At 41.4% G+C, this 15329-nt stretch carries 16 protein-coding genes; all 16 read right to left on the bottom strand.

What is annotated here, in order from left to right; genetic code table 11:
* Window positions 1–25: 25 nt before the first annotated feature.
* Window positions 26–907: an N-acetylglucosamine kinase gene (locus DVW06_RS13585; RefSeq protein ID WP_086268940.1), complete on the bottom strand. Its 882-nt coding sequence runs from the start codon at window positions 905–907 to the stop codon at window positions 26–28.
* Window positions 908–1188: 281 nt separating this feature from the next.
* Window positions 1189–1545, bottom strand: coding sequence for a PTS lactose/cellobiose transporter subunit IIA (locus DVW06_RS13580; RefSeq protein WP_021150693.1), 357 nt, complete (start codon window positions 1543–1545; stop codon window positions 1189–1191).
* 2 nt (window positions 1546–1547) lie between these two features.
* Entirely contained in the window at window positions 1548–1820 is a 273-nt protein-coding gene (locus DVW06_RS13575; protein ID WP_005469895.1) for a hypothetical protein, read from the bottom strand.
* Entirely contained in the window at window positions 1817–3079 is a 1263-nt protein-coding gene (locus DVW06_RS13570) for a PTS sugar transporter subunit IIC (protein ID WP_003129288.1), read from the bottom strand. The genes DVW06_RS13575 and DVW06_RS13570 overlap by 4 nt, the downstream gene beginning before the upstream one ends.
* A gap of 16 nt (window positions 3080–3095) precedes the next feature.
* Window positions 3096–3404 (bottom strand): PTS sugar transporter subunit IIB, encoded by a 309-nt coding sequence (locus tag DVW06_RS13565; protein ID WP_003129287.1) that lies wholly within the window; start codon window positions 3402–3404, stop codon window positions 3096–3098.
* Window positions 3405–3409: 5 nt separating this feature from the next.
* Complete coding sequence (locus DVW06_RS13560) at window positions 3410–4846, bottom strand: glycoside hydrolase family 1 protein (protein ID WP_003129286.1); 1437 nt, start codon at window positions 4844–4846, stop codon at window positions 3410–3412.
* A gap of 177 nt (window positions 4847–5023) precedes the next feature.
* Window positions 5024–6445, bottom strand: coding sequence for an MDR family MFS transporter (locus DVW06_RS13555; RefSeq protein ID WP_174784184.1), 1422 nt, complete (start codon window positions 6443–6445; stop codon window positions 5024–5026).
* Complete coding sequence (locus DVW06_RS13550; protein ID WP_029486225.1) at window positions 6429–6884, bottom strand: MarR family winged helix-turn-helix transcriptional regulator; 456 nt, start codon at window positions 6882–6884, stop codon at window positions 6429–6431. Before DVW06_RS13550 ends, DVW06_RS13555 begins: the two co-directional genes overlap by 17 nt.
* A 149-nt stretch (window positions 6885–7033) precedes the next feature.
* On the bottom strand, window positions 7034–8047 hold the full coding sequence (locus tag DVW06_RS13545; protein WP_005469887.1) for a tRNA dihydrouridine synthase: 1014 nt from the start codon (window positions 8045–8047) through the stop codon (window positions 7034–7036).
* A 111-nt stretch (window positions 8048–8158) separates the two neighbouring features.
* Window positions 8159–9334 carry a multidrug effflux MFS transporter gene (locus tag DVW06_RS13540; RefSeq protein WP_113849046.1) on the bottom strand — a complete coding sequence of 392 codons (1176 nt, stop codon included), beginning with the start codon at window positions 9332–9334 and terminating at the stop codon, window positions 8159–8161.
* 330 nt (window positions 9335–9664) lie between these two features.
* A complete protein-coding gene (locus tag DVW06_RS13535; RefSeq protein ID WP_113849045.1) occupies window positions 9665–10285 on the bottom strand; it encodes an AAA family ATPase in 621 nt (206 codons plus the stop codon).
* Window positions 10282–11154 (bottom strand): class II fructose-bisphosphate aldolase, encoded by an 873-nt coding sequence (locus DVW06_RS13530; RefSeq protein WP_081131127.1) that lies wholly within the window; start codon window positions 11152–11154, stop codon window positions 10282–10284. Before DVW06_RS13530 ends, DVW06_RS13535 begins: the two co-directional genes overlap by 4 nt.
* Window positions 11155–11175: 21 nt before the next feature.
* Entirely contained in the window at window positions 11176–11565 is a 390-nt protein-coding gene (locus tag DVW06_RS13525) for a hypothetical protein (protein WP_081131128.1), read from the bottom strand.
* Window positions 11566–11585: 20 nt separating this feature from the next.
* Entirely contained in the window at window positions 11586–12875 is a 1290-nt protein-coding gene (locus DVW06_RS13520) for a PTS sugar transporter subunit IIC (protein WP_103300480.1), read from the bottom strand.
* Between the two features lie 21 nt (window positions 12876–12896).
* Window positions 12897–13199 carry a PTS sugar transporter subunit IIB gene (locus DVW06_RS13515; protein ID WP_081131130.1) on the bottom strand — a complete coding sequence of 101 codons (303 nt, stop codon included), beginning with the start codon at window positions 13197–13199 and terminating at the stop codon, window positions 12897–12899.
* Window positions 13200–13227: 28 nt separating this feature from the next.
* Window positions 13228–15306 carry a BglG family transcription antiterminator gene (locus tag DVW06_RS13510; RefSeq protein ID WP_137264758.1) on the bottom strand — a complete coding sequence of 693 codons (2079 nt, stop codon included), beginning with the start codon at window positions 15304–15306 and terminating at the stop codon, window positions 13228–13230.
* Between the last annotated feature and the right edge of the window lie 23 nt (window positions 15307–15329).

Genomic DNA, 15329 nt, shown 5'->3' with positions numbered 1-15329 from the left:
TAGTTACTTCTATTTTACATTAAATTCATGTCGAACTGAGAAGTTTACGATAAAAATAAAAGGCACCTTTTGTATTTGGTGAATCACTTAAAACCACTTCCGTAATTTGATCTTGGAGACGAGCAACAACCGATTCTCGAATAAAGTGATTTTTTTCTAGCACTGAACCTGCTAAAGCTAACTTCACTTGGGTTTGGTTCATTCTGTTTAGTAACAAACGAATCATTTCGATCAATTCGTCAGCAGTTTCTTGTAATAGTTGATGAGTGATGGGGTCGTTTAAATGCGCCTTCGAAAAAAACAATGATTTTTGTGCAACCTCAGCCTTGTTCATCTGATAAAGTTCACTAATTGCTTTAGCTGGATCGTTCATATCTAAAAAAGATAGAAAGTCTTGGGAGAATCTAGACAAAGGTGAACCATGGTCCATTTCTTGTGCAATATGGCGATAGCATTTCAATGCTAGAGCATAGGCACTTCCTTCATCCCCTACTAAATGTCCCCAGCCCCCTACTCGATAGAAGTTTCTGTCAACAGATCCATAGGCGACTGATCCGGTCCCAGAAATAATCAAAGCGCCATCCGATCCTTCAAGTTTATTGATTAACCCTAAGTGAGCATCAGAAATCACTTTGGTTTTTTGAAACTGCTGCAGCTCATGTTGAACAAGATGATGTAACCCACTCGTCTCTATACCTGCAATTCCAGCTAAAACGCCGAGGCAATCGCCTGATTGATGTTCTAAAACAGACTGGATCCCTTGTCTCAAAACTGCTAATGTACGATTTGTATCTACCACAATATTTCCAGCTGACAGGTGCAAATCAAAGAGTGCTCTTCCCTTTTTGTCATAGGTAGTAAATTGGGTCTTTGTCCCCCCAGCATCAATTCCTAGTACATAATTCATTTCTTTTCCTCCTAAAAAACTGCAATAGAAACGTTCCGACAACCTAGTGAGTAGCTGATCAGTGATAAAAAACAACTATTAGCATGCGAACAGTATTCGAAGATAATGGATCATTCTATCTCCTTTAGTACTGCTTGCTAAGAAGAGAGGATTTCCCCAATAGGTTTTGGCTTATTCATTAAATCCTTATCAAACCATTGCTTTATGAACAGCTTTATTCAGCAGTTTACGAGTCACTGTATCATTTGTCGAGGATCGTTTCTATCACAGCTTAATGGATGTTAGTTCTGATTGAATTGATTCAATTGCTGTTGCATTTTAATCAGTCGTTCAATCAATGCTTGCTCGCTCATTGTTGTCATTAACTGGTCTTGCGCATGAATCAACAAAAGACTGATCTGCCCTTGACCTTTTAGATCATCTTGAATCAATTTCGTCTGCAAATTATGAGCAATGGTCATCTCTGCTTCTGCCTGTTGCATACACATTACCGATTGCTCATGATTGTCTGCTTCTGCTGCATCCAACGCTTCAAAAAGCATTCCTCGCGCATTGCCACTATGAACGATTAATTCAAAAATCACTGCTTCGATATTTTCCATGATATCACCTACTTCATTTAAAATCATTTTTTTCATGGTTAGAACTGATAAATAAACAACTCGCAAATAAGGAACATTGCTGCAAAGGTTACAATCGAAAAATAAGCATATCGTTTTATGGTAAATTTTTCTTTTCGGTCAACATATAACGCAATCGCTGGAAAGATAAGACTGATAGAAACCAAATTCCCTATAAATAAAAACGTCTCAGACTGTACATATGAATTGATTGCAATCAACAGGATGTTCACGCTAAAAACAGTTCCTAAATAAAATAATGCACCTTTGAACTGCATTCTTGTTTTTCTCATGCTTCGCCTTCCATTTCTTGCATTAATTGTTTATTGTCATAAATCTTGAAGAAGGGATAATAAACGACCGTAGCGATCAATATGTTAACAATGACCAATAGAATAGCTCGCCAATCTCCTCCGGTAGCCAAATACGCGCCGATTGGTGCCGGTAAAGTCCATGGTGGCTGCACAAACATCAAGTGCACCCAACCAGCTTTAAATACCAGCCAAGTAACCGTTGTCATCAAAATCGGTGCTAACACAAAAGGAACAAAGAATATCGGATTTAGCATGATTGGAAATCCAAAAATCACTGGCTCATTGATATTGAAGATGCTTGGAATCAGACAAGCTCGACTAATGGACTTGGTATACTTGGCTTTTCCAAAAAGAATCGCGCAAATAATCAAGCCAATTGTCGCGCCAGATCCTCCAATCCAAATGAACCATTGAAAGAATGTTTCTGGAGCAATATGGGTAGGGGTTTGATGGTTTGCAACTTTTTCGGCATTCTCAGTAAAAAATTGAAGCCAAATCGGACGTGCCACTGAGCCAACGATCGAGTCACCATGAATCCCAAAAAGCCAGAAAAAAGTAACCAAGAAAACTGGAACTAGGACCCCTAAGAAAGTGTCTCCTGCTTTTACTAAAGGTGAAAAAAGAGTTTGGATCACTTGTTCAATATTCACTTTAAAGACAACATTAATCGTTCCAATCACTATGATAATAATTGCTGCTGGAATTACGGCCTCAAAGGAGCGTGCGACAGAGCTAGGAACTTGTTCCGGCATTTTAAACATAATCTTTTTGGTTTTACAAAATCGTAAAACTTCAACCGCAAAAATGGCTAAAACCATACACGGGAAAATCCCCACTGATCCGAGTGATTCCATTGGCAACATCAATCCTTGATCGAACTGTACCGGCATAATACTTAATAGAAAAGCTGCCACCGATAATTGTGCTCCGGTCAAAGGATCTAACTGATAACTTTTCGCTAAATTGTATCCGATTCCAAAACAAATATACAGAGACATAATCCAAAATGTCATCCGATAGGGAATTAGAATTTCCGTAATGTGATCTGTTGCCCATTGGTGAATTGCCCAGTTTTCTGGAACAGGTGGAAAAGCAATGATCAGAAAGAAACTACCAACAATAATAAACGGAATCGCCGAAACAACCCCATCACGAAGCGCTCGAAGATGTCGTTGCTCAGAGATCTTCGACATTGGTAACGCAACCTTGTCCTCTAGCATTTCAAAGAAATGATTCATTTTTATCCTCCTTTTCTCAACTCAAACTTTCAATAATTTTCAAGAGATTCTTGCCACCTAACGGACTGTAATCTGTGGGTTTGATCAATTCAATAGGAATATGTGCTTCATCTGCGGACTGTTTAAACAAGCTAAAGCGATGCTTTACTTGTGGGGCTACAAAAATAATGTCCCAATCTTTTTCTTGGATAACTGAATCCGCCTCACCACTTCCTACTGCAGAACTTGTTAGAGCAATTCCTTTTTTTTCGGCTTCTTTGTCTAGCGCTTTTTCTACAATTGCACTAGACATCCCACCAGAACAGATAAATAGAACTTTTTTCATTTGATTTACTCTCCCTTCTTATTCTTTTCAATAAAAGAACGATACCAATAAAAGCTATCTTTCTTGTATCTACGATAATCTCCATTCCCCTCATTATCAGCATCAACATAAATGACACCATAGCGTTTATCCATCTCACAGCTGCCTGCGGATACAATATCAATGATCCCCCAAGCAATATACGCAATAACGTTGACCTGATCGATATCTCTAGCTTTAACTATTTCAGCAAAGTGCTCTTTGAAATAATCAATTCTGTAGGAATCATGAATTGTGCCATCTGCCTCGAGTTGATCTTTCGCACCGAAGCCATTTTCAGCGATTATAACTGGTTTTCTATAGCGGTCATAAACTTTATTTAATGTTGTTCGCATACCGATAGGATCAATTTGCCATCCCCAATCACTTGCTTTTAAGTAAGGATTTTTCGTTGTAACTACTAAATTCCCTGCAGTTTTTTCTGCTTCCTCGGTCGTTACCACACTGGAAGAATAATAAGAAAAAGAAACAAAGTCGCAAGTATATTCCTTCAGAATCTGGCGATCTTCTGCGGTTATATCTAGATCAACAGAATTTTTCTCAAAAAAAGAATGCATATAATAGGGGTATTCCCCTTGCATAAGCACATCACTGCAAAACCACTGATTAATCTGTTCCTCTTTCACTAATTTCAAATTATCTTCTGGTTTTGGTGTCAACGGATAATAGCAGAAACACGACACCATGGAACCAAAGATTCCAGGAATATCCATTTTTCGTGCCAGCTGAATCGTTTTTGCATTTGCAACAAATTGATAATGTAGTGCTTGAAATACATCTTGATAGATATAGTCACCATTGCTTGGTTTGATTAATCCTGTACCGTTATAGGGACTAAAAAAGCCGGCATTAATTTCATTAAATGGCAACCAAAAATCCACTTGATTTCCCCATCGAGACAAAACAAACTCTGCAAAAGAGAGGTAATGGTCAATCATTTCACGATTCTTCCACCCACCGATGCTTTCCACCAAATAAAGTGGCACCGCATAATGATTCATTGTCAAAAAAATTTTGATTCCTTTCTTCTTTAATTCCCGAAAAATCGAATCATAATATGCCACACCTTGTTCATTTGGTTGCTCTTCATTCCCCAGTGGAAATAATCGTGACCAGCTAATCGAGAAACGATATAAATCAATCCCTAACTCGCTTAGCAGCTGTAGATCTTCCTCCCAGTTTTCGTATCCTTTCGTCCCTTTTCTAAACGGATAAAATTGGGTAGTTTCTGATTCTTTTGCTTCATTGATCACCTCTTGAGTCAACAATCGCGTTTGGATTGTTGCATTATTACTTCGAGGAAGATAGGGACGGCAATCTTGTGTATCTATCCCTTTCCCATCCTTATATCCACCTTCATATTGACTAGCTGCGGTTGCACCGCCCCAGTAAAACGTTCTCAATAGTATTCACTGCCTTTCTCTTTGTGACAGCTTCATTATAGACCTTCTGATTATTTTTTTCAATATTTTATTAAATATTTTGATTATTTTTTTCAAAAAGAGATTTTTCATATGAAAGAAACATTCAAAATTAAAAAAAAACCGCTTCGCAAAAAGCGAAGCGATTTGACTAGTTGATTAATTTTCTACTTCTATCAGAACTTCTGTGCGACTATCTTTGATCAAAAATAATCCCGTGAACAATAGCAGTCCCGAAGCGACGGTCATGACTAAAAACGAAACATTCATGCCGTGGAGCAAAGCGGCGGAGCCAGTCAATGTATGACTGTTGCGGGCGACCGTATTCATGATCCCAACAAAAACAGCTGTGCCGATGGCGCCGGCGACCGTCCGCAGCGATGTCAGTAATGCGGTACCATGAGCAGTCAATTCTGGCGGGATATTTTTATTGCCCCAGGTAACAAATGGCATCAATAAACAGCCCGTGGCGGCACAGCGTAAAATATTCAGGCAGACCGCCATCCAAATTCCTGTGTGTATATGAATAAAAAACATACCGATATTACTTAAAACTAACGAACTGCCGCCAATGATCGTTATGATGCGGATACCGACTTTGTCATAGATACGGCCAGCGATAGGACTCAAAAAGGCAGAAACTAACGAACCTGGAAATACCACCAACCCTGAGATTGTTGCAGATTTTCCAAGAATGGATTGTACATACAAGGGCATCAGCATTGAAGAGCCCATTAAAACAAGATAGAGTAAAATACTCCCAAACACACTTAGCGCATACTCTTTCGTTTTGAGGACCCGCAGATCCAAGAAGGGCACTGCCGCTTTCATTTGGCGGTGGGCAAATAAGATGCCGCCAATCAAACCTACGAGCAATGCACCCAAGACAGGGAGACTGGCAAAGCCATAGGTTCCTAGATTCCCGAATCCTAATGTGAAGCCGCCAAAAGTCACAGCGCTGAGTAAAAAGGAGAGCAGATCAAATTTTTTCTTCGTTACATCCAAGACATCTTCAAAGACATTCAACGCCCAAATCAACGAAACAAAAACAATGGCACCGACAATATAAAAAATGGCATGCCAGTTCAATTTATCAACGATCATTCCAGCTAATGTAGGGGCGATCACTGGTGCGGCAGTGATCGATAACCCATACCAACCCATGATTGCACCAATTCGATCCATTGGATAGATCGTCAATAGAATCACTTGAGCCATTGAGATCAAAATACCATTACCAATGGCTTGGAGGATACGAGACATCATCATAATGGGGAAATTCGGTGCTAACGCACATAGAACCATCCCAATAAGAGCGATTACCAATGCGGAAAGATATAATTTTTTGGTAGGTACCCGATTCATCAAAAAAGCGGTCAACGGCATGACGATAGCCATGGCGAGGGAATAGCCGCTGGTCAGCCACTGTCCAGTGGTCACAGAAATTTGCAAGTCGGCCACGATGGCCGGTAATGCGGTGGTCAATGCGGTGGATAACATCGTTAGTGCGATACAAGTAAGAATCAGATTAATAAAAATAAAGGTTCTTTTACGGTTTGTCAGATTACTCGGTTGGTTCAATAGATTCCGCCTCCATGCGTTGGTAATAAGCTTCAATTTTTTCTAACCCGCGACCAAAGGCTTGTTTTTCTTCTTCTGTTAGATCGGTCAGCATATCTTGGTGTGCTTTGCTGCGTTTTTGTTTCATCGCAGCAGCTTCAGCTTTTCCTTCTTTCGTTAATGAGATCAACTGGATTCGTTTATCTTGCGGAGATGTTTCTTTTTTGATCCAGCCTTTTTTCTCCATTTTTTTTAAGAGCTCCCCTGCTGATGTTGAGCGGATCGCCAAATAGGCGGCTAAGTCTTTCTGATTCAGTGTGCCGCGCTCGTCCAAAACTAACAAACAGTTGAACTGACCCCGCCCAGGCATGAAGGGACCATATTTTCTTTCAGAATAACGACGATTCAATTTATACACTTCAAAAAACCGTTCAACGATCTTTTGCTCTGAGTAAGACATATGTATTGCTCCTTTTTTGTTCATTAAAACCAATTAAATAGGTACCTACTTAACAGACTGCTCTCTATTTTACATAGGTACCTATCTATTGTCAAGGTTACTTCTACATACAAAAAAAAGCATTTCTCTCCTTGGAGAGAAATGCTCAGTTATTTGTGCTCTTCAGCAGCATCAGATACTTCTTCAGACAATGTTCCCGCAGCTTTATTAGCATGAAACTCTGCTAGAAGTCTGCGAACTTCATCCGTCGACTTAGTCGTCATCAATTGTGCGCGCAAATCGCTCGCCCCAGGAAATCCTTTGACATAAATCTTAAAGAAGCGATGCAATCCGGCAATGGATCGGGGAACCATCGTAGCATAATGGTCTTGCAGGTCTAGCTGCAATTGCAGCAACCCTAATAATTCCTCCGATGAGTGTTCTTTTGGTTCTTTCTCAAAGGCATAGGGATTTTTGAAAATGCCCCGTCCAATCATGATTCCGTCTACGCCATACTGTTGGGCTAACGCTAGTCCTGCTTGACGATCTGGAATATCGCCATTGATAGTGATCAATGTTTGAGGTGCCACTCGATCACGAATCGCTAGAACTTCTGGGATCAGATCCCAATGGGCAGGGACTTTACTCATCTCTTTGCGGGTCCGCAAATGAACAGAAAGATTGGCAATGTCTTGCTGCAACAAGTGAGTGATCCAAGCTTCCATCTCAGCCATTTCTGTGTAGCCGATCCGTGTTTTGACGCTGACTGGCAACCCACCTGCTTTTGCCGCTTCAATCAACTCAGCCGCCACATCGGGACGCAAGATCAAGCCGCTGCCTTTGCCGCGACCGGCAACATTTGGGACAGGACAACCCATATTGATATCGATCCCTTTAAATCCCATTTCCGCCATTCCAATACTCATTTGCCGGAAAAATTCCGGCTTGTCTCCCCAAATATGGGCGACGATCGGTTGCTCGTCTTCTGTGAATGTCAGTCGACCACGAACACTCTCGATCCCATCTGGATGGCAGTAACTATCTGAATTGGTAAATTCCGTAAAGAAGACATCTGGCGCCCCTGCTGTCTGCACAACATGGCGGAACACTACATCTGTCACATCTTCCATTGGTGCTAAAATAAAAAAAGGCTTCGGTAACTCCGCCCAAAAATTTGTTGTCATGCTTTCCGCTCCATTTCTTAGTGACCGGATCACTTCTTTGATCCAACTTACAAAAACATAGTCATTATACTAGGAATAAGCAAAAGAAGCAAAAAGCGAGACCATCCGCACTCATGGTCTCGCTTCTTGTTTCATTACTCGATAGACGCCTAATGCACCGATTTCGCACAAAAAGATCAGTAACGCTAGTGGAAGATAGGTATGACTGCCCATGATACCTACTAGCGGCGTACAGATGATCCCGATGCTGTACATGCCGATCCCTAAGATCGAGGAAGCGACCCCAGCGTGTTCACCTTGCCGATCCATCGCTAATGTAGTTACCACCGAATTGACGATCCCTAATGTCGCCACGACCAGAAATAGCCCAATGATCGCTAATGCAATAGAATTTCTGATGCCACTCAGCATCACCAGTACACTGCCAATAAAACCGATCACCAATCCGCTGCCTAATTGCTGGACTAGGGACAATCGCCGCGATAAAATCCCCGAAAGCTCCGCAGTCACAATGATACCGATCCCGTTGATACCGTACAAGAGGCTATACATTTGATCACTGAGCCCATAGACATTTTGGAACATGAAAGAGGATCCTGAAATATAACTAAACAATGCACCATAAATAAATCCTTGGATAAGCACCAGTAACACAAAGATGCGATCAGACAATACTGCCCGCCAGCCAGATTCCATCTGATGGATGTGTTCTTGCGGCTGTAATGTTTCTTGATAGCCAAAGAGAATACCAAGCAATAGCAGGATGCCTAAACCACCCAAAAAAAGAAAAATCGTTTGCCAAGAAGCCACTGCCAAAATCGCACTGCCTAGCAGTGGGGAAATGATCGGGAAAATACCGTTCACTGCAATCAGCATCGCAAAAAACTTCGTCAGCCGTTCGCCGGTAAATAAATCTTTCGCAATCGCACGGGTCAAAACGATCCCTGCGGAACTGGCGATTCCTTGCAAGAGACGCAAAGCTAGGAATAACCAGATATTTCGCACGAAGGGAACAAGTAAACAGCAAAGAATCGCTACGGTTATCCCTATAGCAAGAGGTTTCTTGCGCCCAATCCGGTCACTAAGTGTTCCGATTGCTAATGGACCTAATGCTAAACCAATCAGACACATGGTCAAACTCATTTGTGTGAGAGAAGCACTGATTCCTAATTCTTCTTGAATGACTGGAAAAGCCGGTAAATAAGCATCCATTAGTAAAGGGCCATAGGCGCTCAATGTGCCAAGCAATAAGGACAGCCAAATGATCCTACCTTTTGATAACTCCATTTTTCCTTCTCCTTTCCTATCTAAAAAACCTGCCTCTAGAATACTAGCTGATTCCGTGGTGATTTTCAATGAGAATTTTTCTTAATTTCAGATATTTTTAAACAACTAAAACAATTCGATTGGATATGGCTTTTTTTTTGGTTCTAAGAAGCTTTAAAGACAATAGGGCGTTTCACCCTTCAATTCCTAACAGATCTCGAAAAAAGCTTATTGCCTTCTCCCTACCAAAAAACTAGTAGTAAGAAAACAATAAGCATTTCACATGAAGATAATTATTGAGTGATTTGAGCGATGAAAAGCCAGTGGCAGTATTTCAGCGATCATTTTTACTTACTCATCGTGTTGAATCTGGTACACTAACTGATCGAGCAATGGACCATAATCTACTTGCTGATAATCCGTCACATCAAATTCATAGAGCGTTCCCAAAGCAAATTCAGCGTACTTTCGTTCATTGATGATTCGTCGGAATTCTTCCTTTGTAATATGATTGGTTCCTAATGAACGGTCTTCTAAACTATCGCCATAATGATAGTGATCCATGATATAGCTCAAATGCCGTTCCGGCTCCCGATCTCGCTGGTAACGCCGTTCCCACAACACTTCGAAATCAGCCGTTAAGCGAATCGTGATTACTTCATAAGCATAAGTATCAGCAAGGTCTCGCAAGCGTCCTTTTTGCTTATCGCTAAATGGATACTCCGAAACAATGACTTTTTTCCCCGCTTCCATATATAACTCTAATGCGCGATAAAAGAACGGATAGACTTTCGTTCTTTCTTGCTCGGCCCGTTGAGATAAATCATCAAATCCCACAGAATCCGCATAATATTCTTTGATTTCGTCAATGGTGATCGTATACATGTCGGGCAACCGTTGCTTCAGTAGCTGCAGGAGATATGTCTTGCCAGTTCCTGGGCTGCCAGCTAAAAGAATAAGATACTTTTTCATTTTACTTTTCTCAATGACGTTGGGCTTTCCACATTCATGAACAAGCCGATTTTATGTTTCACTGTTTCTTTGATGGCTTCGTTTGCCGGAATGACATTGTGTCTTAAAGACTTGTTGATTTCTGTTTCACCAAAGGTCGTTTTAGCAGCTTTCGTCCACTGTACCAACAGCTCGGTCCCAACATTGAATTTGCGGATGCCATTGTTGATCAATGCCGGATAATCTTCTTCTTTGACTCCGGTTCCCCCATGGATCACTAGTGGAACATCTACTCGTGCATCAATTTCTTTTAGCAAGGGAATATTGACTTCCGTTTTTGATTTGAATTGTCCATGGTTCGTCCCAATAGCAATTGCTAATGCATCCACTCCGGTCTCTTTGACAAAGACCAACGCATCTTCTGGTTTTGTATAAACTTTGTCATCTTCAGCCACATGGATCCCTTCTTCTGTCCCACCAATCGTTCCCAACTCGCCTTCTACCGAGACGCCATGCGCATGGGCATATTCCACCACCGCTTTTGTCTTCAAAATGTTTTCTTTGAAGGGTAAATGAGAACCGTCATACATCACAGAGGTATAGCCGCTGTCGATCGCTTCTTTGATATCATCAAAATCCCGTGCATGATCCAAATGCAAGACCGCATCGACCATTTCCTCCTCCGCGATAGCTTTCATCACATGGACCAATACATTCATCCCAATGTATTTAGCAGTATCGACACTCGTCTGAATAATGATTGGTGCTCCCATTTCTTTGGCCGCGCGCAGCATCGCAGGAAGCATCTCTAAATTGTGGGTATTAAAAGCCCCCACCGTAAAATTCAATTCTTCCGCTGTTTTCGTGACTTCTTTTAACGTTGTGTACATAATCAAATCCACCTTATCTTATTATTTATTACCGGTAATCGTGACTTGTTTCGCGATTTGCCGCATCTCATCCATTTTCCCCATATAATAATCGATCCCTTGATCATCACCGGCTCGGGCTGCTTCGGCTCGTTTCTTATTGTACAAATGCATCAATTTCTTATACCCATCGCCAATACTTTTTTGATTCGCTAAACTCTGCTCTAAAAGTTGGATCGCTTGATCGCATTCATTCAAAGCTGCATAGTTAAGACCAGCTTGTTCTAAAAGTGCTGCTAATTTTCGTGAGTCTTGGCTCACGGCTATTTCTTGATTCAATTGATCGATCTCTCTTTGAAGCTGCTCCACTGTCTCAGGTGCTAATTCAGTTATTTCTTTTGCTTCCTTCTTCTTGTTAAAAAAACCAAACATCACGTTTCCCTACTTTCCGATTAAAAGGCTTTTAGGATTGGGCTTAAAATCCAGGCATACAAGAGTGCAGCAACCACAGTGTCGACATCCGTCGCAGTTGCATTGACAAAGCCCATTGAATTGAAGATCGTTACGAGTAATGCTGGCAATAAGGTGATGAAGAATCCGTGAGCGATACCGCCGATGATGGCACCGCGTCTACCGCCAACCGCATTTCCAAAAATACCAGCTGTCCCGCCGGCAAAGAAATTTGTCAACATCCCCGGCAAAATCATTGCTAGTCCAAACATTGGCAATGTAAACATCGCAATTACCGTTCCAATAGTCGTTGTGATAAATCCTAAGATGACAGCATTTGGACTATAAGGGAAGAACACTGGACAATCCAGTGCTGGAATCGCATCAGGAACCAGCTTCATCGCGATCCCTCGGAATGCCGGAACAATCTCCCCTAACAATAAACGGACGCCCGCCAACAATACATAGACCCCTACGACAAATTGAATCGCTTGAAGGAAAGCAAACATGATATAGTTTTGCCCACCAGATAGTTCAGAAGCAAAGGATTCCCCTGCGAATAAAACAGTCACAATATAAAGGGGAACCATTACGACCATCACAGATAAGTACGTATCTTGGAGAAATTCAAAATGGGAAGGTAGTTTGATGTCTTCAATCGATTTCTTGTTTTCGCCTCTTTCCCCAAAAAGCTTAGCGACGCCTGCTTCAAATAAATAGCCGATGGTGCAGAAGTGTCCTAATGCGATATCATCAGATCCGGTTACTTTGCGGATGATCGGTTGTGCGATCGCTGGCATAGCCACGGCGAAGACTGCGCCGACAAAGCCACCAACTAAAATCAGGACAATCCCGCGTAAGCCAGCGAAATAGCCAAATACCGTGGTCATCGTAGCCATCCACAGAATGGCTTGTCCCGTCAAGAAAATGTATTTCCATTTTGTAAATCGTGCCAGCAAAATATTAAAGACAAAAATAGCTAAGAAAGTTAATGCAATATCTCTGCCTAGACCAAGTTCATTCATTGCTTGCCCATTGATTGCTTCAATGGAAGGGATAATGCCTTGCATTTGAAACCCTTCGGTAAATATTTGACCAAAATAAGTCAAACTACCGACAATAATGCTGGAACCCGCACTTAATACTTGGAAGCCTAGAAGAGTTTTCAATGTCCCCGAAATGATTTGTCCGGTTGACTTCTTTTGCAAAATCAGCCCTAACATCGCAATCAATGCAATCGTGATTGAGGCTTGTGTCAAAATATTCTCGATAATAAAATTGATAACGCCCATCTTTTCCCCCTCTTTCCTTTCTTAAATAACGCCCTTTGCTTGTAACACCGGTGTTAGCTTCTCTTCGATCTCTGCTTTAGAAACAATATTCTTCAAATACACCATGGCAGTCTGTGGATCAATGGAGAATTTCTCGAATTGGGTTCGGAAATTTTCTGCCGTGATGATAACATCCGGTTTCATGGAAACTGCGGATGAAATATCACAATGATCCAGTTTGGCTGTCACTCCTAGCTTGGTCAAAACATCTTCTGCTGACATCTGCGCTGCAAAACTGCTGCCTAATCCTGCCCCACATACAAATAAAATATTCAGTTTGTTCATCTGTCTTCTCCCCTTTTTTTATCCTCACTTAAAAAAGTAATTGTTTAAATTGATCAATGGTTGTACATGCAATCAGCTGATTGAGTTTTGCTTCATCATTGATCAGTTCAATCAGTTCTTTCATGATCGCTAGATGTGAATAGGAATCCACCGCGGCTAAACAAAAAATTATTTTCACTGGGTCCATTTCCGGATTGCCAAAATGGATCGGCTGATTCATGGTCACTACACTAACACCTAATGTATTGACACCATCTTCGGGTCGCGCATGGGCCAAAGCCAAGTGCTTCCCGATGACGATATAAGGCCCGTATTCTTCTACTGCATGGATCATTGCCTGAACATAGTGTTTCTCAATGATGTCCTCTTTGATCAATGGCTTGGCGGCAACTTCAATAGCTTCTTGCCAAGACGCGGCCTGGGCCTGTATCAGAATGTGATTGTCTGTCAGAATATCTTTTAACATTGGCTGGATCTCCCTTTTGTTGATTTCTAAATGATTGTTTTCAAATAATGTTTCTAATTTGGAATAGATCCTGCGATCGACTCGGCCGCCGCTTTCTGCTACCAGGTCCAAAACCTTGGTAAACAGAACTGTCGGTTCATTGTCGCTAGGTTCTAGCCGCTGATAGGTTTGATGCCGATCCAAGAATTCTGAAATGATTGACCGATTGGCATCCGTTAAGATCGGATCGACCACCAGCAGCGGTTTATTGCTATAGGGCAAATGAAATGTGCTGAAAATCAGATCAACATCCAATTTGTCAACGAGAGCAACTTCCTTTGAACTTAATACAGCCACGACTTCGATCTGGGGAAACTTTTCTTTCAAGTTCTCCGCCAATAGATTTCCGGTCGCCATCCCATGATTACAGACCACTACCGACTTGTAGATCGACGCTAGATCACGCTTGATCACACTGGCAATCGTTGAAAAGTGAATCACCAGAAAAGCGATCTCATCCTCAATGACTGTTGCTCCAATCACTTCGGCGATCGTTGGCATAAACAAAGTGACTGCTCGATAAATGGGTCCATAGTTCAAACGGATATTTTCTTTCAGAGGATTCATGACTTGGATCTTATTCTTTATCCTTACGATCAATGCAGCCATGTGCTTATAAAGATTTTCACATAATGTTTCTTCTTTTAAATGAAAAGGAATATGCGTTTCTTGCTCCACGAATTGAATCAGTTGAATGGTCAATAGTTGTGCTTGCACCCATTCAAGAGAATTGGATATATCTCTTGCGTTGAAAGTCTCAATCGTGAAACGAATATAGTTGCGCTCTACTTGAGGGACTGCTGTCAATTGAAATTCTTTGATGACCTGTTCAACAAAGTCGGAAAAACCGTCCTCTTGGTAATCGATGGTTTTCCAATTTACTGCCGAAATCAGCTCGTGCCTTTTTATTCGCTGAATCCAAATCCAAGTAAACAACAAAATCTGGTTTTTATAGATATCATCTTCTTGCTTGACGATTTTTTCTGAATAGATTTTCTCCAGTCGCAGACTTTCTTCTCGGGGGAAATAATGATGGAAGATCGCCCGTGCTGGCGTAGTTTTTTCTTCTCTATTTTCAGAAAAATCGACTCTACCCAAATTTTGATTAACGAAATCATAGATCATTGTCCGAATGGCTCTTTCTGGTCCTTTATACAGCAGTCCTTGTTTGCCATAACTGACGATCTCGATCCCATACCTTAATAAATCTGCTCTTAAGCGACGCATGTCCTCATCCATCGTACTTTTAGAAATTTGAAAACGTGCTTCTTTGCGATTCAGAAAAACCGCTGTTTTCTCATAAGCGATCGATAAGACTAAATCGAAGGTCCGCTCTTGACGATTCAGCAAGTCTGCTTGTAAATGGTCTAACTGCGTTCTCACCTTTTGTTGTTGGCTGACTGTCAGATCTAAGAGGAAGCCTTGATTACGAATAGTTGCAACCTCAGGTAGCTGCTGCTGCCTCAACCACGTATTGACCTCCAAGACTTCTTGACGGATGGTCCGTTGACTCACATTGTATTCTGCAGCCAATTGTTCCGCTTTGAGCGGGTAGTGAGAAGAAATGAATTTTTGGATCAGTTCAACTGTTCTAGTTTTCATGATGGTTATTCCTTTCTGAATTC

This window comes from Enterococcus sp. ARL09-542, from assembly GCF_005234805.1.
GTDB lineage: Bacteria > Bacillota > Bacilli > Lactobacillales > Enterococcaceae > Enterococcus_D > Enterococcus_D gallinarum.
This window is presented reverse-complemented; position numbering and strand designations above follow the sequence as displayed.

Coding starts and splice junctions, on each gene's coding strand:
- DVW06_RS13585 (WP_086268940.1), bottom strand. CDS start 907: ATGAATTATGTACTAGGAATTGATGCTGGGGGGACAAAGACCCAATTT.
- DVW06_RS13580 (WP_021150693.1), bottom strand. CDS start 1,545: ATGAAAAAAATGATTTTAAATGAAGTAGGTGATATCATGGAAAATATC.
- DVW06_RS13575 (WP_005469895.1), bottom strand. CDS start 1,820: ATGAGAAAAACAAGAATGCAGTTCAAAGGTGCATTATTTTATTTAGGA.
- DVW06_RS13570 (WP_003129288.1), bottom strand. CDS start 3,079: ATGAATCATTTCTTTGAAATGCTAGAGGACAAGGTTGCGTTACCAATG.
- DVW06_RS13565 (WP_003129287.1), bottom strand. CDS start 3,404: ATGAAAAAAGTTCTATTTATCTGTTCTGGTGGGATGTCTAGTGCAATT.
- DVW06_RS13550 (WP_029486225.1), bottom strand. CDS start 6,884: ATGTCTTACTCAGAGCAAAAGATCGTTGAACGGTTTTTTGAAGTGTAT.
- DVW06_RS13545 (WP_005469887.1), bottom strand. CDS start 8,047: ATGACAACAAATTTTTGGGCGGAGTTACCGAAGCCTTTTTTTATTTTA.
- DVW06_RS13540 (WP_113849046.1), bottom strand. CDS start 9,334: ATGGAGTTATCAAAAGGTAGGATCATTTGGCTGTCCTTATTGCTTGGC.
- DVW06_RS13535 (WP_113849045.1), bottom strand. CDS start 10,285: ATGAAAAAGTATCTTATTCTTTTAGCTGGCAGCCCAGGAACTGGCAAG.
- DVW06_RS13530 (WP_081131127.1), bottom strand. CDS start 11,154: ATGTACACAACGTTAAAAGAAGTCACGAAAACAGCGGAAGAATTGAAT.
- DVW06_RS13525 (WP_081131128.1), bottom strand. CDS start 11,565: ATGTTTGGTTTTTTTAACAAGAAGAAGGAAGCAAAAGAAATAACTGAA.
- DVW06_RS13520 (WP_103300480.1), bottom strand. CDS start 12,875: ATGGGCGTTATCAATTTTATTATCGAGAATATTTTGACACAAGCCTCA.
- DVW06_RS13515 (WP_081131130.1), bottom strand. CDS start 13,199: ATGAACAAACTGAATATTTTATTTGTATGTGGGGCAGGATTAGGCAGC.
- DVW06_RS13510 (WP_137264758.1), bottom strand. CDS start 15,306: ATGAAAACTAGAACAGTTGAACTGATCCAAAAATTCATTTCTTCTCAC.